Source organism: Microbacterium sp. H37-C3 (genome assembly GCF_027157935.1).
Lineage (GTDB): Bacteria > Actinomycetota > Actinomycetes > Actinomycetales > Microbacteriaceae > Microbacterium > Microbacterium plantarum.
On the sequence record NZ_JAPVLR010000005.1, the window covers coordinates 173,739 to 196,952 of the forward strand.

Consider the following 23,214-nt stretch of genomic DNA (forward strand, 5'->3'; position numbering starts at 1 on the left):
AATCCGACTTTCGTTCGCCATACGGGCGCTGAGGGCCGCGTGAGAGCGACCGAACGGGTAGACTGAGCGGGACTGACCGAACCGATGTGGAGCGCTCGAAACCTATGACGTCTCAGAATCCCGACAGCGTTCCCGAAGACCCCGAAACCCCCGATTCGGCTGAGGAGACCTCGGCGAAGGTGCCCAACGAGTACGGCGCCGACGCGATCCAGGTGCTCGAAGGCCTCGAGGCGGTGCGGAAGCGTCCGGGAATGTACATCGGATCCACGGGTGAGCGTGGTCTGCACCACCTCGTCTACGAAATCGTCGACAACGCGGTCGATGAGGCGCTGGCCGGCTACTGCGACACGATCCACGTGACGATCCTCGAAGACGGTGGGCTCCGGGTGGTCGACAACGGCCGCGGCATCCCGGTGGATCCCCACGCCTCCGATCCGACGAAGTCGACCGTCGAGGTCGTGCTGACCGTCCTGCACGCCGGTGGAAAGTTCGGCGGCGGCGGCTACGCCGTCTCCGGTGGACTGCACGGCGTCGGATCGTCGGTCGTCAACGCGCTCTCGACGCGCTTCGAGGTCGAGATCAAGCGTCAGGGATCGGTCTGGCGCCAGACCTTCGCCGACGGCGGCAAGCCGCAGGCTCCCCTGGCGAAGGGCGAGGACAACGACGAGACCGGAACGACCGTCACCTTCTGGCCCGACGGCGACATCTTCGAGACGATCTCGTTCGATTACGACACTCTTCGCACGCGCTTCCAGCAGACCGCATTCCTCAACAAGGGGCTGCGGATCACGCTGACCGACGAGCGCCCCGAGGCGGCCGTGGTCGTCGACCTCGACGAGGGTGGTTCCGAGTCGCAGCAGCGACACGATGACTTCCACTACGAGCGTGGCCTCGTCGATTACGTCGAGTACCTGAACAAGCTGCGCAAGACCGAGGTGGTCAACGACGAGATCATCGAGATCGAGTCCGAGGACACCGTGCGCCACATCTCGCTCGAGCTCGCGATGCAGTGGACCACGAGCTACACCGAGAACGTGTTCACCTTCGCGAACACGATCAACACGCACGAGGGCGGTACCCACGAAGAGGGTTTCCGGGCGGCGCTGACGACGCGCGTCAACGCCTACGCGCGCGATAAGGGCCTCCTCAAGGAGAAGGACGACAACCTCACCGGTGACGACATCCGCGAGGGACTCACCGCCGTCATCTCCGTCAAGCTCTCCGAGCCGCAGTTCGAGGGTCAGACCAAGACGAAGCTCGGCAACACCGAGGCGAAGGCGTTCGTCCAGAAGATCGTCGGCGACCAGCTGACGGACTGGCTCGACCGCAACCCTGCCCAGGCCAAGCGCGTCATCATGAAGGCGGTGGATGCCGCGACCGCGCGTCTCGCCGCGCGCAAGGCCCGCGAGACCGCCCGCCGCAAGAGCGTCTTCGAGTCGGCGTCGATGCCTGACAAGCTCAAGGACTGCACGAGCAAGGACCCGTCGATCTCCGAGATCTTCCTCGTCGAGGGTGACTCGGCCGGCGGTTCGGCTGTGCGCGGCCGTGACCCCGAGACGCAGGCGATCCTCTCGCTGCGCGGCAAGGTCCTGAACGTCGAGAAGGCGCGACTCGATCGTGCTCTCGGCAACAACGAGATCCAGGCGATCATCTCCGCGTTCGGAACCGGCATCGGCGAGGACTTCGCCGTCGAGAAGGCGCGGTACCACAAGATCGTGCTGATGGCGGACGCCGATGTCGACGGGCAGCACATCACGACGCTGCTGCTGACGCTGCTGTTCCGCTACATGCGCGGGCTCATCGAAGCGGGTTATGTCTATCTGGCGATGCCGCCGCTGTACCGCCTGAAGTGGACGAATGCCGACCACGAGTACGTGTTCAGCGACAAGGAGCGCGACGCTCTTCTCGCCGACGGGCTCGCCAACGGCAAGCGCATCCCCAAGGAATCCGGCATCCAGCGCTACAAGGGTCTCGGCGAGATGAACCCGAAAGAGCTGTGGGAGACCACGATGGACCACAGCACCCGCACCCTGCGCCAGGTGACGATCGACGACGCGGCCGCCGCCGACGAGATCTTCTCGGTGCTCATGGGCGAAGACGTCGAGTCCCGCCGCACCTTCATCCAGCGCAACGCCAAGGACGTCCGCTTCCTCGACATCTGATCGAGCCGAGCGACATCGAGAAACTGAGAACGTATGTCTGACGAAGAACGTCCCGACCTCACGCCTGCCCACAACCACGGCAACATCGATCAGGTCGACCTCCAGGTCGAGATGCAGCGGAGCTACCTCGACTACGCGATGAGCGTCATCGTGGGGCGCGCGCTCCCCCGCGTCGAGGACGGCCTCAAGCCGGTGCACCGCCGCGTCATCTACGGCATGTACGACGGCGGCTACCGCCCCGACAAGAGCTACTCGAAGTGCGCCCGCGTCGTCGGCGAGGTCATGGGTCAATACCACCCGCACGGTGACAGCGCGATCTACGATGCGCTCGTCCGCCTCGTGCAGCCGTGGTCGCTGAGGTACCCGCTCGCCGACGGGCAGGGCAACTTCGGCTCGCCGGGCAATCAGGGTGCCGCGGCCCCGCGGTACACCGAGACCAAGATGGCCGCTCTCGCCATGGAGATGGTCCGCGACATCGACGAGGACACCGTCGACTTCGAGGACAACTACGACGGCAAGACCCAGGAACCGGTCGTCCTGCCCTCGCGCTTCCCGAACCTGCTCGTGAACGGTTCGGTGGGTATCGCGGTCGGCATGGCCACGAACATCCCGCCGCACAACCTTCGCGAGGTCGCGGAGGGCGCCCTGTGGTCGCTCGAGAACCCGGACGCGTCGCGTGAGGAACTCCTCGAAGCGTTGATGTCGCGCATCCACGGCCCCGACTTCCCCACCGGGGCGCAGATCCTCGGTACGAAGGGCATCCGCGAGGCGTACCGCACCGGTCGCGGCTCGATCACGATGCGCGCTGTCGTCGAGGTCGAGGAGATCCAGGGCCGCAACTGCCTCGTGATCACCGAGCTGCCGTACCAGGTCAACCCCGACAACGTCGCGCTGAAGATCCGCGACCTCGCTCGTGACGGCAAGATCACCGGCATCGCCGACATCCGCGACGAGACGAGCGATCGCACGGGTCAGCGCCTCGTCGTCGTGCTCAAGCGCGACGCCGTCGCGAAGGTCGTGCTGAACAACCTGTACAAGCACACGCAGCTGCAGGAGAACTTCGGCGCCAACATGCTGGCGATCGTCGACGGCGTGCCCCGCACCCTCCCGCTCGACGGATTCATCTCGTACTGGATCACCCACCAGATCGAGGTCATCGTCCGCCGCACGCGCTACCGCCTCAACGAGGCCGAGAAGCGCATGCACATCCTGCGCGGATACCTCAAGGCGCTCGATGCCCTCGACGAGGTCATCGCGCTCATCCGCCGCTCCCCTACGGTCGAGGAAGCCCGAGAGGGACTGAAGGCCCTTCTCGACATCGACGATCTGCAGGCCGACGCGATCCTGTCGATGCAGCTGCGCCGCCTCGCGGCGCTCGAGCGTCAGAAGATCATCGACGAGGCGACCGAGCTCGAGCTGAAGATCGCCGACCTCAACGACATCCTCGCCACCCCCGCGCGTCAGCGCTCGATCATCGGCGAAGAGCTGACCGCGATCGTCGACAAGTACGGCGACGAGCGGCGCACGCACATCCTCCACGGGTTCGACGGCGACATGTCGATGGAAGACCTCATCCCCGAAGAGGAGATGGTGGTCACGGTGACCCGCGACGGGTACATCAAGCGCACGCGGAGCGACAACTACCGTTCGCAGCACCGAGGCGGCAAGGGAGTCAAGGGCGCCCAGCTGCGCGCGGATGACGTCGTCGAGCACTTCTTCGTCACGACGACGCACCACTGGCTCCTGTTCTTCACGACGAAGGGCCGCGTCTACCGCACCAAGGCGTACGAGCTTCCCGAGGCCGGCCGCGACGCGAAGGGCCAGCACGTCGCCAATCTCCTCGCGCTTCAGCCGGGCGAGGAGATCGCGCAGATCCTCGACATCCGCGACTACGCCGCGGCGCAGTACCTGGTACTCGCGACCCGCGACGGCAAGGTCAAGAAGACCGCGCTGACCGAGTACGACACCAACCGCCAGGGCGGTGTCATCGCGATCCGCCTGCGCGGCCAGGACGACGAGGCCGGCGGCGACGAGCTCGTCAGCGCGCTGCTCGTCGACGAGGGCGACGACATCCTTCTCATCACGCGCAAGGGGATGTCGCTGCGCTTCGCGGCCACCGACGACGCGTTGCGCCCGATGGGCCGATCGACCGAAGGTGTGAAGGGCATCTCGTTCCGTGAGGACGACAGCCTGCTGTCGGCATCGGTCGTGCGGGACGAGGGCTACGTGTTCGTCGTCACGGACGGTGGGTACGCCAAGCGCACGTCGGTCGACCAGTACCGCACCCAGAGCCGCGGCGGCTTGGGCATCAAGGTGGCCAAGCTGAACGACGATCGCGGGGTGCTCGCGGGCGGTCTCATCGTGTCGGAGACCGACGAGGTCCTCGTGGTTCTTGCCAGCGGCAAGGTGGTACGCTCCTCCGTGGCCGAGGTCCCGGCCAAGGGTCGCGACACCATGGGCGTCGTTTTCGCCCGGTTCGGTGACGACGACCGCATCCTCGCCATCGCCCGGAACGGTGAGCGTGGACTGACCGAAGACGCGGCATCCGAGGATGCCTCCGCCCCGGATGCACCCCCGTCCGCGGATACCGAAGAGAGTGGTTCTGACGCATGAGCACGGTCGCCGACAAACTCGCCAAGAAGTCCACGAGCAAGACCAGCGCGAAGCAGGTCCGCCTGCGCCTCGTCTACGTCGACTTCTGGTCGGCCGTGAAGCTGTCGTTCCTCGCCGCGGTGGCCCTGGCGATCGTGACGGTCGTCGCCACCTTCCTCGTCTTCATGGTGCTCAGCACCACCGGTCTCATCGACCGGGTGGACGAGCTGTTCGTGGCGTTCTCGAACGGTGACTTCTCCATCAAGCAGTTCCTCGACCTGCCGCAGGTCATGGCGTTCGCGGCCGTCGTCGCCATCCTCAACCTCATCGTCATCACGGTGCTGGGCGCTGTCGTCGCCGGCATCTACAACGTGATGGTCAAGGTCACCGGCGGACTGCTGGTCGGCTTCACCTCCAATTAGTAGATTCCCGGATCATCGGGTAAAGTCTTGGAGGTTGCCGGCGCGTGAAGCGCGTCGGTACGGGGCTATAGCTCAGACGGTTAGAGCGCTTCACTGATAATGAAGAGGTCCCAGGTTCAAGTCCTGGTAGCCCCACCCCGAACCCCCTCGGGGCCTTAGCTCAGCTGGTAGAGCGCCTGCTTTGCAAGCAGGATGTCAGGAGTTCGAATCTCCTAGGCTCCACAGACAAGACGCCGGGTATCCGTTCCCACGGATACCCGGCGTCACTTTTTTCGTCGGCGCCGGGAAGTTCGAGCCGCAACGAAACGCGGGAGTTCAGGCGTGCGAGTGATCTGCTCGCTCGGTGCCTGCGGCCGTGCTTGCGACCCCGTCCATCACGACGGCGACGATAGTCCGCTTCAGTCCGCCGGAAACAGATCGACGAGTCCGGCCCTGACCGCCGTGATGAGGACCTGCACTCGGTCTCGTACATCCCACTTCTTCATGACGACGCCGAGGTGGGTCTTGACGGTGCTTTCGGACAGATGGAGCGCATCCGCGATCTCGCTGTTGCTTTTACCGAGCGCGAGCTCGCGGAGTATCGCCGCTTCGCGGTCGTTGAGGCTCTCGACCGCGTGCGCATCGATGACGTCGTGCCGCTTGACGTCGAGTACCAGACGCTTGGTCATTTCGGGGGACAGGACGCCCGAACCGCTGTGCACCGCCGCGATCGCAGCAACGACCGCATCCGGCGGAGAATCCTTCAACAGGTAGCCGGCGAATCCACCTCTCAGTGCACGGGTGATGGCGTCGGTGGTGCCGAGCGTCGTGATCGCGATGATCTGTGCGGGGTTTCCTGCGCGCTGCAGACGCTGTGCCGCCTCGAAACCGTCGATTCGCGGCATGTTCAGATCCATGAGCACCACATCGGGACGAAGACGCTCGGCCATGTCGACCGCGACGGCACCGTCCTCGGCGGTCCCGAGAACCGTCATCGACGGCGAGCGTTCCACGAAGATCGCCAGAGCGCTGCGCATGAGTTCCTCATCATCAGCGATCAGCACGCGGATCTCGGTCACGTCGTCGAGAATATCCGGGATTCTTCGGTACGAAAGTGCGACGGATCGAGACGAATGGGCCGCTCTCTTCGCGTGATGCTGGAGGCGATGACACCGGGGGAGGTGATGTGCGTGATTCACGGGATGATGGCGGGCGGCTTCTGGTCCGAACTCTGCAAGATGCTCGGAGTGTGCCACTGACACTGACACTGGCGCGATGTGGCGGTTGACTCGCCCGGGCCTCAGCGACGCACAATGGTCCTGTGAGCGTGGGGACGGTGAAGCGTAGCGACGGCTTCGGTCACGGGCTCCGCCACGTCTCGCCTCTCAGTCGTCCCGAGCGCATCACGCTGCTCACTCTCGCAGGTGTGCTGCTCGTCGCCGGAATCGCCATGCACGCAACCGCCGGGGATCCGTTGTCGACGGCCATCTTCGAGTCCTTTTTCACCGTCTCCCTGGCCGGGTTCGCTTTCTCGCCCCGACTCTCGGCTGCGGTCATCGTCGTTCTCCTCCTCGGCGCCTTCCTGGGGGATACGCAAGCACTCGCCCTCGTGGTAGCCGCTGTGGCGCTGGCCCTCGTGGTCCGCACGTGCGACCTTCGCGTCATACTCGTGTACGCCATGGTGTGGTCAGGCGGGCTCGCGTGGAGCATCCTCGCTGACGCGACGCCTGTCACCGAGGCGATCGTCCTCATGGCCGTGGGGGTGGTGTCGGCGTCCAGCGGGCTCATCATGCGCAGAATCGAGGCGGGGTCGCGCCGACTGCGTGAGCAGTTGGCGGAGCGTGCGCGGGCGGAGCACGAGTCCGTGATGGCGGAGCGTTTGCGAATAGCGGATGAGCTGCACGACGTGGTTGCACACGATCTGACGATCATCGCCATGCACGTCGACTTGATCGTCGAATGCGATGCGCACGGCACGTCACTCGACGCGATCCGCTCCTCTTCGCGTCGCGCGCTGGAGGACCTCAGGCGCGTTGTGGGGCAATCGCACGTTCAGCCCACAGAAACGACCTCCGCGTCGGTTTCCGAGTTTCGGGGCGCCATCGCAGACGGGTGTCACACGCTGGAGCGCGCCGGGATGACCGTACGTGCGGATGTCGACGCCGTCGACGGGACACAGCTGCCTCGGATCGTGGACCTGACCTTGTCCCGGCTCGTGCGCGAGGCGACCACGAACGTGCTGAAGCACTCGAGCGGCACGGAGGTCGCCCTTGCGGTGCGGACGTCGCGGGCCGCCGTCGAGTTCGAGATCACGAATTCCGTCGAGGAAGGACGCAGAATCCAACGCGTACCATCCGGCGGGTTCGGCCTGGTCCGGATGCGTGAGCGTGTCTCGAGGGTGGGCGGACATCTCTCCGCCGCCGCGTCCTCGGGGGTGTGGACGCTGTCGGTCCGTGTGCCGACGGGTCACGAGAGCGAGTGACCCGACCCGCAGGCCTCTCCTGCGGCCGTACTTTCGTGCCATCTAATCGGCACTTCTGTGCGGATCCTTCTCCCACAAGATGAGCATGTGTTCGAGCGAGACCACCGTCGAGGTCGACACGACGCGTGTGGTCGAGATCGAGTGGGGGGCCGATGAATATCGCAATGCAGTCCGAGAAGGCGGCGAGCAGGCTGCGGCTGCGCCATGATCTGGTTTTCGCGCAGGTGCCCGGCGGAGCCCTGGTCCGGCACTCCGACGGAGGTTTCGTTCTGCGCGGGCAGACGACGTATCGGTGGCTCGCCAGCCTCGCCCCGTTCCTCGACGGCTCACGCACGGCCGAGGAGCTGGTGGCCGGACTTGATGAGTCTCGATCCCAGATGGTCGACAGTCTTCTCGCCGTTCTCCGCGACCATGACGCGGTGTCACTGATCGACGGAGACCCGGTCGACCCGACGGGGCCTCTTGCCCCGTTTCGAGCACAGATCGCCTACATCGACCATTACGCGAACGATGGTCTCGAGCGGTTTCGTCGCTTCCGCGCTGCGCATGTCACCGTCGAGGGCGACCCAGAAGTCAGCGACGTCGTCCGACGGGGCCTGCAGCGCAACGGCCTGCTCCGCACGGCGGACGCGGATGAGACACCCGCGGCCGGCGCCGCCGCACTGCGGATCGTCATTGACACCACCGGCGACGCCTCGGCGATCGCCCGAGCCACTCGTGAGCCCGGCAGCGCCGTCTACCCCGTGACGCGGATCGGAGACCAGGTCATCCTCGGCCCGATCACCCGTCCCGGTTCCGCGATCAACTGGGCTGCGGCGATGGCCCGGCTGACCGACAACGACGAGACACCCGGCTCCCTCCAGATGTGGCGGGCGATCTCAGATCCCGCCCATCGTGTGTCTGTGGCGTCCCTCTCGCGCGTGCAGCTGGGCATCCTCGGGACCACGGTGGCCTACGACGCTTTCCGCTACCTCACGGCGGCCCCACCGGCCGAAGCAGACGACGCGATCGTGATCGTCGACCTCACCACCGGTGACACCTCTCGCGAAGCGGTCCTTCCAGACCCGCGATCATCCGGCATCCGGCCACCGGATGCCGCCGAGGTCCGATCATGGCCAACAGCGATGGACAGCGTCGACAACGACGTGGACTCCGACAGGCTGCAGCGCTATCTGCGCCTCGTCGGCGAGAAGGTCGGCGTCGTCACGGGATTCACCGACGAGCTGGTCGACCAGTCGCCGATCAAGATCGCGCGCGCCGTGCACCGGCGGTCGGGTACGTCGACCACGGTGCTGGGGTTCTCGCTGGACAACCTCGGAGACGCTCGTCGGCGCGCAATGGAGGCCGCCGCGCTCCTCCATGTCAGCAACGTCGGTCCGCGTGAGCCGCAGGAGTCGTCCGCATTCAGACGCATTCTCGCCACCGAGCTCGAGATCGCAACGGGTCTCGGCCCCGTCGAGGCCGACGACATGCCTCTCGTCCCCGGAATCACCCTCGGTGGCGAGCGAGTTCTCGTCCCCCAGGCAGCGGTGTGGTCGCGCCATGCAGTGAACTCACGCGGCGCGTTCGAACGCACCACTGCCGGCGAGGGAGCGGGTGCCACCCTTGCCGAAGCTGTAGCCGCCGGCCTGCTGTCAGCCGCAGCCTTCCGCGCGCTGTCCTCGCTGGTGCGCGAGGGCGACGTGCACGACATCCCCGCCGACGGTCTCAACGCGCAGAATGCGTACCTGCTCGACGCGGCTCGCTTGAAGGGTCTGGACCCGGTTCTCGTCGAGCTTCCGCACACCGCGGTGGGGACCGTGTTGCTCGCGCGAGACCTGCGGTCCGGCGAGCACACGCTCGGCTCCGGGTGGGACGTCGATCAGGCCGCCCAGGATGCCTTGCTCCGACTCCTCGGCCGCGTGCTCGTGGCTCCGACCGGGGCCGAACCGGACCGGATGCTCATCCCGGATCTCGATGTGTCGACTCTTGCGTTGCGGACGGTGTCCGAGCCCTTCACCGGGTCGACCGAGGCGTCCCTCGACACGGTGGTGGTAGATACGACGACCGCCGATATCCGGGCGACGGGGGCGCTCCACACCGTGCGAGTTCTGCTTCCGGCCGACAGTTGACCTGCGAGAAGGGAGGAAGACATGGAGAACGGATTGCGGGCGGACCTCGCAGCACTCGAGACCGAGACGTTCGAGATCCTCGACAGCGCCGAGCTGCTGATGGACCAGCAGGGGTTCGCGTGGTCGAGCTGTTCGACGTCCAGCTGCTGTGGATGCACGACCTGCAGCTGCAGCTCGACGAGTTGCAGCGCCACGAGCTCGACATCGACGACCAGCTGCAGCCATATCGGCTGACCCGAACGGGCGCCACACGCCCACGCACAACCGGAAAGGAGGTGAACGAATGTCCCAGTTGAAAGCCCACATCGCGGTTCTCGAGGCGGAGACCTTCGAGGTGCTCGACTTCACACCCGCCGAAGACATGGCGGCTTCGACCAGTACCAGCTGCGCGTGCAGCACCACATCGACGTGCTCGTGCTCGTGCTCGTCGTGCTGCTCGACGACGAGTTCGAGCTGCAGCTCTACATCGTCGTGTGCGTGACGACCCAGACCAACGGAGAGGAGGGGTGATGATGAATCCCCTTGCACGACAGATCGCCGATCTCGAGGCGCAGACCTTCGAGATAGACGATTTCGCCCAGCTGTCGCAGGACGAAGCGCTCCAGTGGTCGAGCTGCTCGACCTCGAGCTGCTGCGGTTGTTCGAGTTCGAGTTGCGGCAGCTGCTGCGGGTGTTCGTCCAGCTGCGGGTCGACCAGTAAGTGATCTAGGCCGCCTCGGCGGCGATGGAGGAGAAATGACGGCACCCGTAATAGTGCGAGCCGCGGACACGGTACAGGCGTATCTCGACGCCCAGCCGCGACGGAGCGATCGCCCACGTGCACGTGTCCTGGAACTCGGCGCGACCGATGTCCTGGGAATCCACGGTGCCGTCGACACGACGCTGTTCCCCGAGAGGGAGGTCACAACGGTGCACCTTCACGGGCGCGACGCGTACGTGATGACAGGAGTCGAATCTGAACGAGCTGCCTGTGCTCTCTGCTTCCATCGCCGCTGGCAAGCCATTCGTCGGGAGGACGAGCGCGACGCTCTCGAGATGGCGGGAAGTTCCTGCGCGCTGCCGTCGGGCGTCTGGCTGACGCCACTGGTGCTCGACGCGCTGCAGCTGATGGTGGAAGACGATACCCGTGTCCATCCCTCGACCATGGGGGAGACCCCCGTGCGCAGGCTGCAGCTCGACACTCTCGCGACCCGGACATTCCCCCTCCTGGCGGACCCCGATTGTCCCGCATGCGGCATGACCCCGGCCAACTCGCCGTCGCGGGCGGCGGTCCCGTTCGCACCCCGCCCGAAACCCGACGTCGACACCTACCGTCTGACCTCGCTGCGCGACTACGCCATGGACATCGACGTGTTCGCGAACCCGGTGTGTGGCGTGTTGGGCCCCCAGGCTCCCGCCGCTTTCGACAACCCGACGACGATCCCCGTCACGGGCTACAGCTACGTGCGCGGGGCAGCGCACCTCTACGAGTTCTTCTGGAGCGGCCACGCCGACAACATCGAGGACTCGCGGCGGCTCGCTGTGCTGGAGGGTCTCGAGCGGTATGCCGGCCTCCTGGCCCGCGGCCTGCCCGAACCCGTCTGGGCTGCGCTTCGCGACCTGGACGTGCCCGCTCTCGATCCTCGTGCGTGCACCCTCTATCCGCGCGAGTTCTACGACTTCAACACGCCCTATTTCGTCGAGTTCACCGAGGACCTCGAGATCCCCTGGGTCTGGGGTCGCAACCTCACCACCGACACGGATACGTTCGTGCCGCAGCGACTCGTGCATTATCTGGATCAGACGGGCCCGGCATTCGTCGATGAATGCTCGAACGGTTGCGCTACCGGGGGAAGCCCTGAGGAGGCCATCCTGCACGGAGTCCTCGAGCTCATCGAACGGGACTCTTTCCTGTTGACCTGGTTCGCTCGTCATCCTGCGGTCGAGATCGATCCGCTCAGCAGCGGCGCTTCGGACATCTCGATCATGGTGGCGCGGATGGCGCTCGAGGGCTTCGACGTGCGCATGTTCGACACCAGGGTCGACTTGCCGGTTCCCGTCGTGACCGCCGTCGCCGTGCGGACCGACGGACGTCCGGGCGCACTGTGCTTCGCCGCCGGCTCGTCGCTGGACCCGGTGCAGGCGATGCGGGCGGCGCTGTGCGAGGTCGCATCGTATGTCCCGAGCTTCGACCGGCGGATGACGAGCGGCGCTGCCGAGGCTCGCGCGATGTTGAACGACTTCGGCTTGGTTCGCGAGCTCAAGCACCATGCTCTCCTCCACGGAATGGACGAGATGGTCGAGCATTCAGACTTTCTGCTCAGCGAGCGCCGCGCGCAGCCGATGGGGGTTGTCTACGAGGAATGGAACAGGACACGTCCCCGGAACCTCGACCTCTCGGACGACCTGCGGTGGGTCATCGCCGCGCTAGACGACAGGGGGTTCGATCTCCTCGCGGTGGATCAAACGTCGCCCGAGCAACGGTCGATGGGTCTGAACACGTATGCCACGGTCGTGCCGGGGCTGATCCCGATCGACTTCGGCTGGCACAAACAGCGAGCCTTCCACATGGACCGGACCCGCACCGCTCACCGCGACGCGGGGCTTCGCGCCACCGCGTTGCGGTTCGAGGACATCAACCCGGTACCGCACCCGTTCCCCTGATGACCGCCGTCATTCCGACAGGAGCCCACATGCCCACGACGACACGCGTCAGGAAGTACGTCGATGATGTCGTACGGCGCGCCCGTACGCCGATGCCACCGCTCGACCACGTGGTGCTGTGGGACCAGCAGCCCCGGCGCCACAAGGTCTTCTCCGACGCCGCGCAGTTCGAGATGCCCGTCGGCGAGAAGTGCCGTACACGGCTGTCGGATGCGCTCTCATCCCCGTCGACGTCGCCGAGCGATGTGCTGGACGTCGGTAGCATGGGCCGCGCCCTCCACGACACATATGGTCTCCTCTCGCGTCGTCTGCGCGTGACCGGCAACGATGATGCGGTCAACAAGACGGTGAGCGCGGTGAGCACGTACTCCCGGGGCACGGCGAATGGTGGCGGTCTCTATCCGCTCGAGTTCTACTGGGTGAGCGGTTCTTCGGCGCGGCAGCTTCCCGGTGTGTATCACTGGAACACGGCCTCGGGAACGATGCAAAGGCTTCTTGTCGGCGATGCACACGACAGGGTTCGCGCCGCGATCGACGACGACTGCGGGACCGACCAGTTCCTGCTGGTGACGGTCAAGCTCTGGAAGAACGCTTTCAAATACAACAGCTTCAGCCACCACGTGGTCACCATGGACCTCGGGACGGTGCTCGCCACACTCGCACTGTCCGGGTTGTCGGGCGACTCGGCCGCGCGGACTCCCCGCCTGTGGTTCGACTCCGCGGGTCTCGACGGCCTGCTCGGCCTCGACCCGTTCGAGGAGACGACCTTGGCGGTCTTGCCACTCCCGCCGGGGGCCGGCGACCTGAAAAGCGGGACCGTCACCTCCGAGGCGGGGGTGCGGTTCGAGGAGGCGGAGCGCTTTCCCGGGTCGACGCGCTTCCCTCAGGTGGTCGACGTCATGCGCGACTCCTTCGCGGACACGATCGCTCCTGCGATAGATGTGGTGCTCGCGCGGACGTCGTCGGGTCAGATGACGTCGCTGCCTCCGAGCGCGGAGTCGAGCTCCGCGCTCGGACTGTCGGATCTTCTGGCCGCCAGGCGGTCCAGTTTCGGCACCTTCAGCTCCAACATCCCGCTGGGTCTCGCGGAGCTTGCCCATGTGCTTCGCACCACCGATCGAGGTGCGCGGCTGCTCACCGACGCCGGACGGGCGCAGTTCGCCCGGGTGGCCGTTTTCTGTAACCACGTCGAGGGGATCTCGCCGGGTGGATACGTGTACGACCACGAGCGGGACGCCCTGGTCCGTATCGACGACGAAGATCCCGGGCTCTTCCTTCAGGCCACGTACTTCCTCGACAACTACAACGTCGAGCAGGCGGCGGCCGTGCTCGCCATCCTCGTGCCGGCCGACGACGTGCTCGCCGCAGGTGGCTCGCGGACCGTGCGTCTGCTGAACGCAGTCGTGGGTGCGGCGACCCAGTCCGCCTACCTTGCGGCTACCGACCTCGGGCTCGCGTGTGGTGCTGCCCTGGGGTTCGACAACGTCGCGTACGCCGAGCGTTTGCGCGTGATCGACACCGGCGAATGGCCCTTGATCATGATCATGATCGGCCGCGATCGCGTCGATCAGGCGGATTTCGCCGCACCGCTGGATCTCGACGCGAAGGAGTAGTCATGACCAACCTCTCAGCCCTCGCTCACCCACGGATCTCTTCCGTCGCGAAGTCGACGCCCCCCCACTTCATGTTCCGAGTCGCGCCGCTGCCCTGGGAACGGCTGCAGGGACTGGCATTCTCTCGGACCGTCGCATGGGCCGACGTCGTGCTCGACGCCGAGGCGCGACTCGACGATGCTGCCCGAACCCTTCCGGACCGCGTGCAGGAGTTCATCGGCGGCCAAGAAGATGACGGGGTCCGTCACGCACTGATCAATCTCCGCCGTGACATCTTCAACGCCCGTGTGCCGCGCGACATCGAGGCCACCCGGGCAGCGCTCGCGATTCTCCCCGATGGCCTGGCGGGTGACATCCTCGAGTGGATCGATCTCGCGCAGCAGACGCGTGACGTGCGCCGAAGCGGCGCCGATGTGTTCCGCGCCGAGCTCCCGTTGCGGAGAGCGGCCCTGCAACGGCTTATCGCGACACCAGTACTGCGCTCCGGGATTCTTCTGGCGTCGCCATCTCTCGACGAGGCCATCCCGCGTTACCTGGCCGCCGATCCCGCCAGCCTGTCGAAGCGCGCCCGGCGCATCGAGCGGTCGGCGAGCGATTATGTCTATCGGACGGTCTGCAAGACGAGTCCCTTCAGCACACTCACCGACGTCGCGCTGGGCGACTTCTCGGGCGATGCTGGCGGTGTGCTCGAGGTCGATCCCGAGGTTCTGGACTCCCAAGCAGCCCGGAGCAATCCCCGGTTGAACATGGCCATGCTGGCACGGGTGAGCGAGGCCATCCTGGCGTCCGACGAGCATCTCGTCGACCTCCCCGTGATGGTCTCGCGTGGATGGACGAGCGATCGTCGGCGCGTCAGGTACATGCGAAGGCAGCGCAAGGTCGGTGACGCCGATGCGGCGATGACCCTCGACACCTTCGACGAGAACGTGTTCTTCCTTGCGCACAGCGACATCGTCGACGATCTCTTCCGTGTGCTCGGAGACCGCACGATGACCATGGGCCGCCTGCAGATCGCGCTCCACTCCCAGCTTCCGCACGACCGTCCCCTCGACGATGTGTGGCACTACCTGCGGCATCTCCTGAGGTTGAATCTGCTGACCGCGCCTGTGCTGACGATGGACATCCATGCGGTGGATCCCGCTGTTCACTTCGCGGACAGGATCGCAGGACTGGAGGCGCCATGGGCTTCCACGCTTTCGACCGACATCCGTCGGATGACCGACCTCGTAGGGACCTACGCGCAGGCCAGCGTTGACGAGAGACGGCTCATCATCCGCGATCTGCACTCTCACTACGACGCGATGATGCGCGGGATAGGTGTGCAGCAACCGGAGCGGCTCCGCACGGTGGTCTACGAGGACTCTGCGCTGCCGCGCGGCAGCGTCCGTGCGTCGCTCGATGCCTGGGAAAGCGGGCTGTCCGGCGACTTCGCCTCGCTTGCTCGCATCTTGCCCGTCTTCGACTCCCTCACCCCGCACCGGTTGATGGTGCGCGGGTTCTTCGACGCCCGCTACGGGGCACGCGGAACATGCGACGACATCGTGAAGTTCACCCACGACTTCCACCTCGACGTCTACGACCAGTACCTCCGCTACTCGGCCAACAGACGGCCTTTCGTCGACAACGAATATCAGGACCAGGAGAACTGGTTCAAGATGGACGAGGTCCGCGCTCTCGATGAGGCACGGCGCACCCTGGTTCGTGCGATGCGCTCGCGGTATGCCGCGCACGATGGTGCCGGTGACCTCGTTCTCGACGACGCCTTCGTCGAGGAGGTGGCGGCCGCGCTACCCGATCTGGGCGACCGGCTGGACCCGCGCGCCTACTTCGGCCAGATCGGCGAGATAGACGGCCGCGATCGGTGCGTCCTGAATCGCACCTATACGGGCTTGTCACTGCTGTTCTCGCGTTTCCACCACTGCTTCGCGGAGTCCGGCGACACCTCTCTCGTCGACGCGTTGCGAGAGCACCTGCGCAGCATCACTCCGCCCGGCGCCGTCTTCGCAGAGATCACCGGGGGATACGACACGTCGAACCTGAACCTGCATTCCGTCGTCACGCCGTACGAGATCGTCTGTCCCGGTGAGGTCTCGTTCCGCGACACGGACGAGCAGTTGCCTGTGGAGGATCTCTCGATCGTCCGTGACCCCTCGTGCGGCCGGCTTCTCCTCCGCTCACGGCGACTGGACGTCGAGGTGATCCCGGTCTATCTGGGTTTCCTCATGCCCATGGCACTGCCGGAGATGCAGCGGCTGCTCCTGGCGTTCTCGCAGAGTCGGATCGCGAGCCTCGACCTCTGGACGGGGACCGACGAACCTCTGGGCGGGGGCGAGATAGGCGGCCATCCGCGGGTGCGGCTAGGCGACCTGGTGCTCGTCCGACGAGTGTGGAAGACGGACCCGGCTTCGCTCCCCGAGGGTCTGTTAGGCGCGGATGGCGCGGAACGGATGCTCGGCTGGAGACGGTGGACGCGCAGGCACGGTCTACCGCGTTACGTCTTCGTCACGCCCGATGCCGCCGGTGGGGACGAGGGCGAGGGTGATGACTCCGCCGTGCGTTTCGGTAAGCCGCAGTTCGTCGACTTCGAGGACCATTTCTGTCTCGACATCCTCGACCAGTTGGCCCAGCGCGCGAATCGGCGCCTGGTCTTCACCGAGATGCTGCCGGTACCGGAGAGCCTGCCCGCGCGGAATGCGGCTGGGGAACGCCACGTCTCGGAGATCACCTTCGAGTTCAACGCTCCGGCGGTGACACGATGACCGCGGTTCGTCCGATATCGCCCGTCGCCGTCGAGGCCGAATTGCCCCCCGTGGTGGATCCAGATGCCGCCGGCGAATGGATTGCCGTGCACGTCTACTATTCGAGCAACAACCACCCGTTGCTCGTCGACGCCGTTGGACCTGTCATCGACGGGCTTCGCCGAGACGGGCTGCTGGAATCGTGGTTCTTCATCAGGTACTGGATGGAGGGGCCGCATCTGCGCGTGCGACTCAAGCCGAGACGTATGGGCGATCAGCAGATGGTCGTCGACCGGCTGTTCTCGGCTCTCGACGCGTTCCTCGACGACCGTCCTGCTCTCTACGAGATGGACGAGCGTGAGACGTCCGGCCTGTTCAAGGAGATGTTCCTCGGCGAATACGACGAGCAGCAGTGGAATGAGCTGTACGGAGAGACCGGCTCCATGCCTATGCGCCCGAACAACAGCTACGTCGTCATGCGCTACGAGCCCGAAGTCGGACGATATGGGGGTACCGAGGCGATCAGCGTGGCGGAGAAGCACTTCGAGGCATCCAGCGACCTGGTGCGCACGCTCGTGGAGACGACGAATGTGCACGTGCGATCGGTGCTGTTCGGGCTTTCCGCGCAGCTGATGACGGTGATGCTGGGCGTGTTCCAGGACGACATCGACCGATCGGCGCTCTTCCTGTCGGCATACCGCACGTACTGGGAGCGATCGGGCTCGGGCGAGGCGGCGCCGCGCCACGATGCATACGCTCGAGCGTTCGACACCATGCAGGGCGGTCTGCGCGAACACCTCGGCACGGTGTACGAGGCTGCCGCTCGCAGGGATACCGATGAACTGAACGGCTTCTTGAAGGAATGGGCCGAGCACTGCATCGACCTTCACGACACGCTTTCTGCTGTCGCCGACAGGGGAGAGCTCACGTTCCCGCTCGGCCCGGACGGCGGCACGATCCCCGTCGACATCACGACGGGGGCACAGGCTCTCCTCAGTGGGTATCTGCACATGACGAACAACCGTCTGGGGGTGAGCATCATCGACGAGTGTTACATCGCCTACCTCATCGAGCATGCCCTCACTCAGGGTGGAGCCGATTCCGCCAGCACCGACCTGCAGTTCATGTTCGGGGGGACAGGGGCCGACCGATGAATGGCGGCGACACTCTCGACCTGCTGCGCGATGCGCGCCCGCAGCTGGTCGATGATGTGCGCATCGGTCCCGGCCTCTGGGATGTTCCGTCGACACGCTTCGTGATGCACGATGCGCGGACGGGATGGTATTTCCGCATCGGCGAGCACGAGCAATTCCTTGTTTCACGTATGGACGGCGTGCGCACCGTCGACCAGCTGGAAGACGAGTTCATCGAGCATTACGAACGGCGACTCACCGAGCCGCTGTGGAATTCCCTGCTCGGACTGCTCGCTCAGCGAGGCCTCCTGGTGGGGTCGGCTACGCCGGTCCAGCTGCAGAGCCTGCGAGACGCCCGAGAGCGAGAACGCGGAGAGGCTCGCACATGGCTGCACGCCCGGATGCCGATCGTGAAGGCGGATCGGATCCTTCGCCGCATGGCCGTCGCGGTGCGGGTGCTCGATCATCTCGCCGTCTGGCTGCTGGTCTGGGTGGCCGCGGCCGCGCTGGTTGTTCATGTCAGCTCCAACTGGGATGTGCTCTGGCCCGCCGCCCGGTCGCTCTGGACGGATCCGGTGGCGATCGCCGTCTTCATCGTCGTCATGTGGGCCTCCCTCGTTCTTCATGAGCTTGCTCACGGCGCGACGGCGTGGGCCTACGGGGCGCGTGACATCGAGATCGGCGTCATGTGGCGATTTCCGTTCATCTCGCCCTATTGCAAGGTCGACGACACGATGCTCTTCCACGATCGCTCCCGCAGGGTGAGGGTGGCTCTCGCGGGCGTGACGGTATCCGTCGCGGTGTGTCTACCGTTCTGGCCGCTGTCGCTCGTCGCCGACGGGACGCTCGCCACCGTCTGTGCGGCGATGATGACGTTCGGTCTGCTCACCGGCCTGATCAATCTCGTCCCGCTCTTTCACATGGACGGCTACTACGCGCTCATGCACACTCTCGGCGCCTTCGATCTCGAGGCTTCCTCACGAGCGGCGCTGGTCGGCCTCGCACGTCGCAGCCGCGAAGCGGGCAGTCGGGAATCCGGCCACCGAACCGCGTCGCTGGTGTACGGCCTCTTCTCGCTCCTGTTCATGAGCGCGATGGTGTTCGGATTCGCGGTCGCGGGATATCTGGCCCTCCAACCGCTGCTCGGTCCGTGGCCCGCGGTAGTCGTGGTGTGCAGCGGGGTGCTGGCAACCTTCGCCATCGGGGTGCTGGCGACGCGGCGGACGCGGGCCAAGCGCAGGGCGCAGACGGGCACCAGGACACCGATATCGAAGAGATGGGGTCAGACATGACGATCAGCGACACGGACAACGCGATCAGCACGACCGCGTTGACGAAGACCTTCCGCCGCGGGACCGCGGTTGACGCCGTCAGCCTGCAGGTGAGACGGGGCGAGGTCTATGGGTTCGTCGGTCTCAACGGCGCCGGGAAGACGACGTTCATGCGGATGCTCGTCGGTCTCGCGCGACCGAGCAGCGGTTCGTTCTCGGTACTCGGGAGTGCGACGCTGAGCAACGACGTGCTGCGGAGAGTGGGCACGATGATCGAGGGCCCGGCCTTCTACCCCGGTATGACGGGGCGCCAGAACCTCGTGCTCATCGCCAAGTACGCCGGCCTCGCCCGGACAGCCGTCGACACCGCGCTGGAGGCGGTCGAGCTGGGTGATCGCGGGGATGACGTTTTCAGGACGTATTCGCTCGGGATGAAGCAGCGCCTCGGACTCGCCGCCGCGCTGCTCGGAGAACCAGAGCTGCTGATTCTCGACGAGCCGACCAACGGGCTCGATCCCGCCGGTATTTCGGCGATGCGCGATCTGATCCGCGCGCAGTCGCAGCGGGGCCGCTCGGTGCTGCTGTCCAGCCATCTGCTCGCCGAGGTCGCCCACGTGTGCGATCGCGTGGCGGTGCTCCACCACGGGCGGATCATCGCGATCGGCACCCCTGCCGAGATCGAAGCTGCGCACGGGGAGGCGCCGAAAATCATCGTGACGACCACCGACGTCGAGGCTGCGCTCGACGTACTGCGCTCGCACGCGGAGGTCGACGAGGTCCGGCCTACCGGCGAGGGCGTCGAGGTCGTCGCGGCGAAGGACATCTCGGCGTCGGTCACGGTGGCCCTGGTTTCGGCCGGAGTGGATGTGACGGGTGTCCGGCGGGACCACCGCTCTCTGGAAGATGTCTTCCTGCAGATGACCGCGGCCGACGAACGGAGGAGCTCATGATGTCCACGGTGGATGCAGAGCTGTACGGGATGCGGCACCGTAGGGCTTTCACCGTCCTGCCCATCGTCTGGCTTCTCCAGATCGTGCTCTTCGCCTACCTCGCGAACTTCGTCGTCGCGGAGACCGTCGACGGCCTCACCGACGGGCAACGCGACGCGATGAAAGCGAGTCTGAGCACGGACGCAGCGTCTGCGGCCGTCCTCGGCTCGCTTCCGATGTACGGAGCCCCGGTGCTGATCATCCTCGGCGCGCTCATGGCAGCCGGAGACGAGAGATCGGGAATCCTCCGTCTCACTCTGAGCCGCGTGCCCGAGCGCGCTACCGTGCTGGTGGGTAAGCTCACGGCGCTCCTCCTGCTGGTCTCCGTCGTCATCGTGCTGTCGATGGTCACGGCCGCCGTGTGCGCCGTCGTCTTCTCGGCCATCGACGGAGCGTCGATGCGATGGAACGCTGTCGCGATCGTCGCCGACACCGCGGCTTCCTGGCTGATTGCCGTGGCCTGGGCGATGTTCGGCTTCATGCTGGGTATCGTTACCCGTTCGCTCGCGGCCAGCATCGCGATCGGCGTGCTGTGGGCGCTTGTCGTCGAGCAGATGGTTCACGGGCTTGCGGCGGTGGCCACCGTGTTGGCGCCCGTGCGCGTCGGGCTCATCAGCGGGGCGTCCGCGGTCCTCGCAGACGCCGCCGGTATCGCCACCATGCCGGGCGGCGTCCCCGACGCCCCCCTGGGGATCGCGATCCTCGTGCTCGTCGCATGGTGCATCCTCAGCGCGGGCGTGGCGGCGGTGGTGTTCCGTGCGCGTGACATCCGATGACAGGGAGAAAGCCGAAATGACGACTGAAAAATCTATCCACCCGCGCGGTCTCCAGCGATTCGCGGCCGTCGGCGCTGTGATCGGAGTTGCGAGCGCCGTCGCCGCGTCTGTGCTGCACTTCGGCTTCGCCGACGTCGGAGCGGCCCGCACGCTCGCCTTCGTCGGAATGATCGGCGCATTCGCGGCGGGTGTCGCCGCGGTCACGAGCAGGTCGAGCGGTCAGAAGGCGGTCTTCGCGATCATCGCCGTGCTGTGTCTGATCGCCTCGTCGACTGTATTCGGAATGACGTTCTCTTAGATCGCGACGACGAAAGGATGGCACCATGACGATGCTGCGGGCCGAAATGGCGGCGCTGGAGGTCGAGACATTCGAGGTGTACGACCTCGCCATGACCGACGATCTCTCGGCGGCTTCGACGAGCACGACGAGCAGCGCATGCAGCACCACCTCGACCTGCTCGTGCTCGACGTCGTCGTGTTGCAGTACGACGTCGACGAGTTGCGCGTCCACGTCGTCCTGCGCTTAGGGGCCGGACGTTCTCTCACGCGGTGACCCCGCGCGACGATCGGGAGCGACCCGTCAGCGCGAACGCGGTTCCGTGATGTCGGCGACCGTGGCGGCGTAGGCGGCGATGAGAGCGTCGGCGTCGACGAACAGGCTGTAGCCGTGCGCGCCGGCGCCCATCGCGATGCGTCGGCCCGCGATGGACGAATCGGCGAAGACCGGCCAGTCATGGGTGCTGCCGATCGGCACGATCGTGCCGCGTTCGTACCCGGTCGCCGCGAGGGCGAGCTCGGGCTCGGGCAGGCGCAGCTTGTTGACCCCCACGAGGGCGCGGAGCTTCGGCCACGAGATCACCCGGTCGCCCGGGACGAGCGCGAACAGGTAGCTGTCGTCACTCCGCTTGACCACGAGTGTCTTGACGATGTCGTCGGGTTCGAGACCGAGGAGCGCGGCGGCCTCATCGAGGCTGGCGGCATCCGGACGCGGCCGAATGACGACATCGAGCCCACGCTCGGCCGCCGCGAGGCGAACCCGAGACGTGGGCTCGAGATCTTCGGTCATCCGATTCAGGCGTCGGGAGCGCGCAGCGGGTCGTCGGCAACCCACAGCTCGTCGTCCGCGCGGAGCGTCTGCCAGGCGGCGTAGAGCACGCCGGCGGCGGCGGTGACGCCGAGGATCAGAGCGATGACGCCACCGGCGCCGCGCTTCTTCTTCGGCTCGGGCAGAGCGGCACGCGACTGGAACTTCTTCGTCGCCTTCTTGCCGTACTTGGCGGCGTTCTTCTTCACCGAGGAGAGGTCGAGGTCGACACCACGGCCGTGGGCGAGGCGTCCACGGGTGTCGTTCGCCGCATCCCACACGGAGAGTGCGCCGCCCACGACGGCGCCGGCGGCGGGGATGAGAGCGCCGTTGTAGACCTTGCGGGTCGCGCGGACGCTCTTGTCGACGTACGGCGCGGCGTACTGCTCATAGGTGTTCTGAACGGCGGGCTTGACGTGCTCGCGGTTGTAGTTGCCCAGCTGGTGGCCGGCGTCGCGTGCGACTTTGGCGGCCTCTCCCATCAGGACCTGCTGCGACTCCCACAGGGTGTTCGCCTGCTTCTGGAGCTTGCGGAGTTGCTTCTTGCGCTTGCGGCTGAGGCTCACGTGGGCCCTCCCTGCATCGTGGGACGTTTTCCCTCATCTTGCCAGAGAGCGCTCCAGCCAGCAGGGCATTGACAGGTGCGAGAATGGCACACATGCCTCAGCACACTGCAGTAGCGACGATCCACACCAACCACGGCGACATCGTCGTCAACCTTTTCGGCGACCAGGCCCCCCGCACGGTGAAGAACTTCATCGGTCTCGCCGACGGTTCGCAGGAGTGGACCAACCCCGCCACGGGCAAGCCCGGCGAGGGCCCCCTCTACACCGACGTCATCTTCCACCGCATCATCCCGAACTTCATGATCCAGGGCGGCGACCCGCTCGGTCAGGGCATCGGCGGCCCCGGCTACAACTTCGACGACGAGATCAGCCCCGAGCTGGACTTCCAGAAGCCCTACATCCTCGCGATGGCGAACGCGGGCCTGCGCCGCAACGCGATCACCGGCAAGGCCGAGGGCACGAACGGCTCGCAGTTCTTCATCACCACCGACCCCACTCCCTGGCTGCAGGGCAAGCACACCATCTTCGGCGAGGTCGCGGATGACGCGTCGCGCCAGGTCGTTGACACGATCGCCTCGGTGAAGACCGGCGCACAGGACCGTCCGGTCGACCCGGTGGTCATCTCGTCGGTCGACGTCGTCACGGTCTGAGCG

The 23,214-nt window shown here is 66.0% G+C and carries 19 protein-coding genes and 2 tRNA genes; 16 read left to right on the forward strand and 5 right to left on the reverse strand.

Features of this window, described 5'->3' with window-relative positions:
• Window positions 1-104: 104 nt before the first annotated feature.
• From gyrB to O1W71_RS13950, 5 genes are all read left to right on the forward strand, one after another.
• Entirely contained in the window at window positions 105-2,162 is a 2,058-nt protein-coding gene (gyrB, locus tag O1W71_RS13930; RefSeq protein WP_269268419.1) for a DNA topoisomerase (ATP-hydrolyzing) subunit B, read from the forward strand.
• 33 nt (window positions 2,163-2,195) lie between these two features.
• Window positions 2,196-4,775 carry a DNA gyrase subunit A gene (gene gyrA / locus O1W71_RS13935; RefSeq protein WP_112615521.1) on the forward strand — a complete coding sequence of 860 codons (2,580 nt, stop codon included), beginning with the start codon at window positions 2,196-2,198 and terminating at the stop codon, window positions 4,773-4,775.
• Complete coding sequence (locus O1W71_RS13940) at window positions 4,772-5,176, forward strand: DUF3566 domain-containing protein (protein WP_112615523.1); 405 nt, start codon at window positions 4,772-4,774, stop codon at window positions 5,174-5,176. The genes gyrA and O1W71_RS13940 overlap by 4 nt, the downstream gene beginning before the upstream one ends.
• A 61-nt stretch (window positions 5,177-5,237) precedes the next feature.
• A tRNA-Ile gene (locus tag O1W71_RS13945) sits at window positions 5,238-5,311 on the forward strand.
• Window positions 5,312-5,325: 14 nt separating this feature from the next.
• Window positions 5,326-5,398, forward strand: a tRNA-Ala gene (locus tag O1W71_RS13950).
• Window positions 5,399-5,574: 176 nt separating this feature from the next.
• On the opposite strand, the gene O1W71_RS13955 is transcribed toward O1W71_RS13950, so the two are convergent.
• Window positions 5,575-6,234, reverse strand: a complete 660-nt coding sequence (locus tag O1W71_RS13955; RefSeq protein WP_269268420.1) for a response regulator — start codon at window positions 6,232-6,234, stop codon at window positions 5,575-5,577.
• Window positions 6,235-6,491: 257 nt separating this feature from the next.
• Between O1W71_RS13955 and O1W71_RS13960 the strand changes: the two genes are divergently transcribed.
• The 3 genes from O1W71_RS13960 (at window position 6,492) to O1W71_RS13970 (ending at window position 10,044) form a co-directional block, all read left to right on the forward strand.
• The gene (locus O1W71_RS13960; RefSeq protein WP_269268421.1) at window positions 6,492-7,637 is read left to right on the forward strand and encodes a sensor histidine kinase; all 1,146 of its coding nucleotides are present in this window, start codon (window positions 6,492-6,494) and stop codon (window positions 7,635-7,637) included.
• A gap of 164 nt (window positions 7,638-7,801) precedes the next feature.
• The gene (locus O1W71_RS13965) at window positions 7,802-9,748 is read left to right on the forward strand and encodes a hypothetical protein (protein ID WP_269268422.1); all 1,947 of its coding nucleotides are present in this window, start codon (window positions 7,802-7,804) and stop codon (window positions 9,746-9,748) included.
• A 119-nt stretch (window positions 9,749-9,867) separates the two neighbouring features.
• The gene (locus O1W71_RS13970; protein ID WP_269268423.1) at window positions 9,868-10,044 is read left to right on the forward strand and encodes a hypothetical protein; all 177 of its coding nucleotides are present in this window, start codon (window positions 9,868-9,870) and stop codon (window positions 10,042-10,044) included.
• 409 nt (window positions 10,045-10,453) lie between these two features.
• Here O1W71_RS13970 and O1W71_RS13975 read toward each other — a convergent pair whose 3' ends face one another.
• Window positions 10,454-10,612 carry a hypothetical protein gene (locus tag O1W71_RS13975; RefSeq protein ID WP_269268424.1) on the reverse strand — a complete coding sequence of 53 codons (159 nt, stop codon included), beginning with the start codon at window positions 10,610-10,612 and terminating at the stop codon, window positions 10,454-10,456.
• Between the two features lie 75 nt (window positions 10,613-10,687).
• Between O1W71_RS13975 and O1W71_RS13980 the strand changes: the two genes are divergently transcribed.
• The 7 genes from O1W71_RS13980 to O1W71_RS14010 are packed head-to-tail and all read left to right on the forward strand — an operon-like array spanning window position 10,688 to window position 20,911.
• Window positions 10,688-12,391 carry a TOMM precursor leader peptide-binding protein gene (locus O1W71_RS13980; RefSeq protein ID WP_269268425.1) on the forward strand — a complete coding sequence of 568 codons (1,704 nt, stop codon included), beginning with the start codon at window positions 10,688-10,690 and terminating at the stop codon, window positions 12,389-12,391.
• 29 nt (window positions 12,392-12,420) lie between these two features.
• Complete coding sequence (locus tag O1W71_RS13985) at window positions 12,421-14,004, forward strand: nitroreductase family protein (protein ID WP_269268427.1); 1,584 nt, start codon at window positions 12,421-12,423, stop codon at window positions 14,002-14,004.
• 2 nt (window positions 14,005-14,006) lie between these two features.
• A complete protein-coding gene (locus tag O1W71_RS13990; RefSeq protein WP_269268428.1) occupies window positions 14,007-16,763 on the forward strand; it encodes a lantibiotic dehydratase in 2,757 nt (918 codons plus the stop codon).
• Between the two features lie 50 nt (window positions 16,764-16,813).
• Complete coding sequence (locus tag O1W71_RS13995; RefSeq protein WP_269268429.1) at window positions 16,814-17,896, forward strand: thiopeptide-type bacteriocin biosynthesis protein; 1,083 nt, start codon at window positions 16,814-16,816, stop codon at window positions 17,894-17,896.
• Complete coding sequence (locus tag O1W71_RS14000) at window positions 17,893-19,167, forward strand: metalloprotease (RefSeq protein WP_269268430.1); 1,275 nt, start codon at window positions 17,893-17,895, stop codon at window positions 19,165-19,167. The genes O1W71_RS13995 and O1W71_RS14000 overlap by 4 nt, the downstream gene beginning before the upstream one ends.
• The gene (locus tag O1W71_RS14005; protein WP_269268431.1) at window positions 19,164-20,096 is read left to right on the forward strand and encodes an ABC transporter ATP-binding protein; all 933 of its coding nucleotides are present in this window, start codon (window positions 19,164-19,166) and stop codon (window positions 20,094-20,096) included. Before O1W71_RS14000 ends, O1W71_RS14005 begins: the two co-directional genes overlap by 4 nt.
• Window positions 20,096-20,911 carry an ABC transporter permease subunit gene (locus tag O1W71_RS14010; protein WP_269268432.1) on the forward strand — a complete coding sequence of 272 codons (816 nt, stop codon included), beginning with the start codon at window positions 20,096-20,098 and terminating at the stop codon, window positions 20,909-20,911. Before O1W71_RS14005 ends, O1W71_RS14010 begins: the two co-directional genes overlap by 1 nt.
• Here the strand turns inward: O1W71_RS14010 and O1W71_RS14015 are convergent.
• From O1W71_RS14015 to O1W71_RS14025, 3 genes are all read right to left on the reverse strand, one after another.
• Entirely contained in the window at window positions 20,862-21,422 is a 561-nt protein-coding gene (locus O1W71_RS14015; RefSeq protein WP_269268433.1) for a hypothetical protein, read from the reverse strand. The two genes, O1W71_RS14010 and O1W71_RS14015, sit on opposite strands and share 50 nt — an antisense overlap.
• Before the next feature lie 69 nt (window positions 21,423-21,491).
• Complete coding sequence (locus O1W71_RS14020) at window positions 21,492-21,977, reverse strand: aminoacyl-tRNA deacylase (RefSeq protein ID WP_269268434.1); 486 nt, start codon at window positions 21,975-21,977, stop codon at window positions 21,492-21,494.
• A 5-nt stretch (window positions 21,978-21,982) separates the two neighbouring features.
• Window positions 21,983-22,561 carry a DNA helicase gene (locus O1W71_RS14025; RefSeq protein ID WP_112615535.1) on the reverse strand — a complete coding sequence of 193 codons (579 nt, stop codon included), beginning with the start codon at window positions 22,559-22,561 and terminating at the stop codon, window positions 21,983-21,985.
• Between the two features lie 92 nt (window positions 22,562-22,653).
• Between O1W71_RS14025 and O1W71_RS14030 the strand changes: the two genes are divergently transcribed.
• Entirely contained in the window at window positions 22,654-23,211 is a 558-nt protein-coding gene (locus O1W71_RS14030) for a peptidylprolyl isomerase (protein WP_269268435.1), read from the forward strand.
• The last annotated feature ends 3 nt before the right edge of the window (window positions 23,212-23,214 follow it).

Bases quoted from the DNA above. Each gene is read 5' to 3' on its own strand.
- gyrB (WP_269268419.1), top strand. From the start codon at position 105: ATGACGTCTCAGAATCCCGACAGCGTTCCCGAAGACCCCGAAACCCCC.
- gyrA (WP_112615521.1), top strand. From the start codon at position 2,196: ATGTCTGACGAAGAACGTCCCGACCTCACGCCTGCCCACAACCACGGC.
- O1W71_RS13940 (WP_112615523.1), top strand. From the start codon at position 4,772: ATGAGCACGGTCGCCGACAAACTCGCCAAGAAGTCCACGAGCAAGACC.
- O1W71_RS13965 (WP_269268422.1), top strand. From the start codon at position 7,802: ATGCAGTCCGAGAAGGCGGCGAGCAGGCTGCGGCTGCGCCATGATCTG.
- O1W71_RS13980 (WP_269268425.1), top strand. From the start codon at position 10,688: ATGACAGGAGTCGAATCTGAACGAGCTGCCTGTGCTCTCTGCTTCCAT.
- O1W71_RS13985 (WP_269268427.1), top strand. From the start codon at position 12,421: ATGCCCACGACGACACGCGTCAGGAAGTACGTCGATGATGTCGTACGG.
- O1W71_RS13990 (WP_269268428.1), top strand. From the start codon at position 14,007: ATGACCAACCTCTCAGCCCTCGCTCACCCACGGATCTCTTCCGTCGCG.
- O1W71_RS14000 (WP_269268430.1), top strand. From the start codon at position 17,893: ATGAATGGCGGCGACACTCTCGACCTGCTGCGCGATGCGCGCCCGCAG.
- O1W71_RS14005 (WP_269268431.1), top strand. From the start codon at position 19,164: ATGACGATCAGCGACACGGACAACGCGATCAGCACGACCGCGTTGACG.
- O1W71_RS14010 (WP_269268432.1), top strand. From the start codon at position 20,096: ATGTCCACGGTGGATGCAGAGCTGTACGGGATGCGGCACCGTAGGGCT.
- O1W71_RS14020 (WP_269268434.1), bottom strand. From the start codon at position 21,977: ATGACCGAAGATCTCGAGCCCACGTCTCGGGTTCGCCTCGCGGCGGCC.
- O1W71_RS14030 (WP_269268435.1), top strand. From the start codon at position 22,654: ATGCCTCAGCACACTGCAGTAGCGACGATCCACACCAACCACGGCGAC.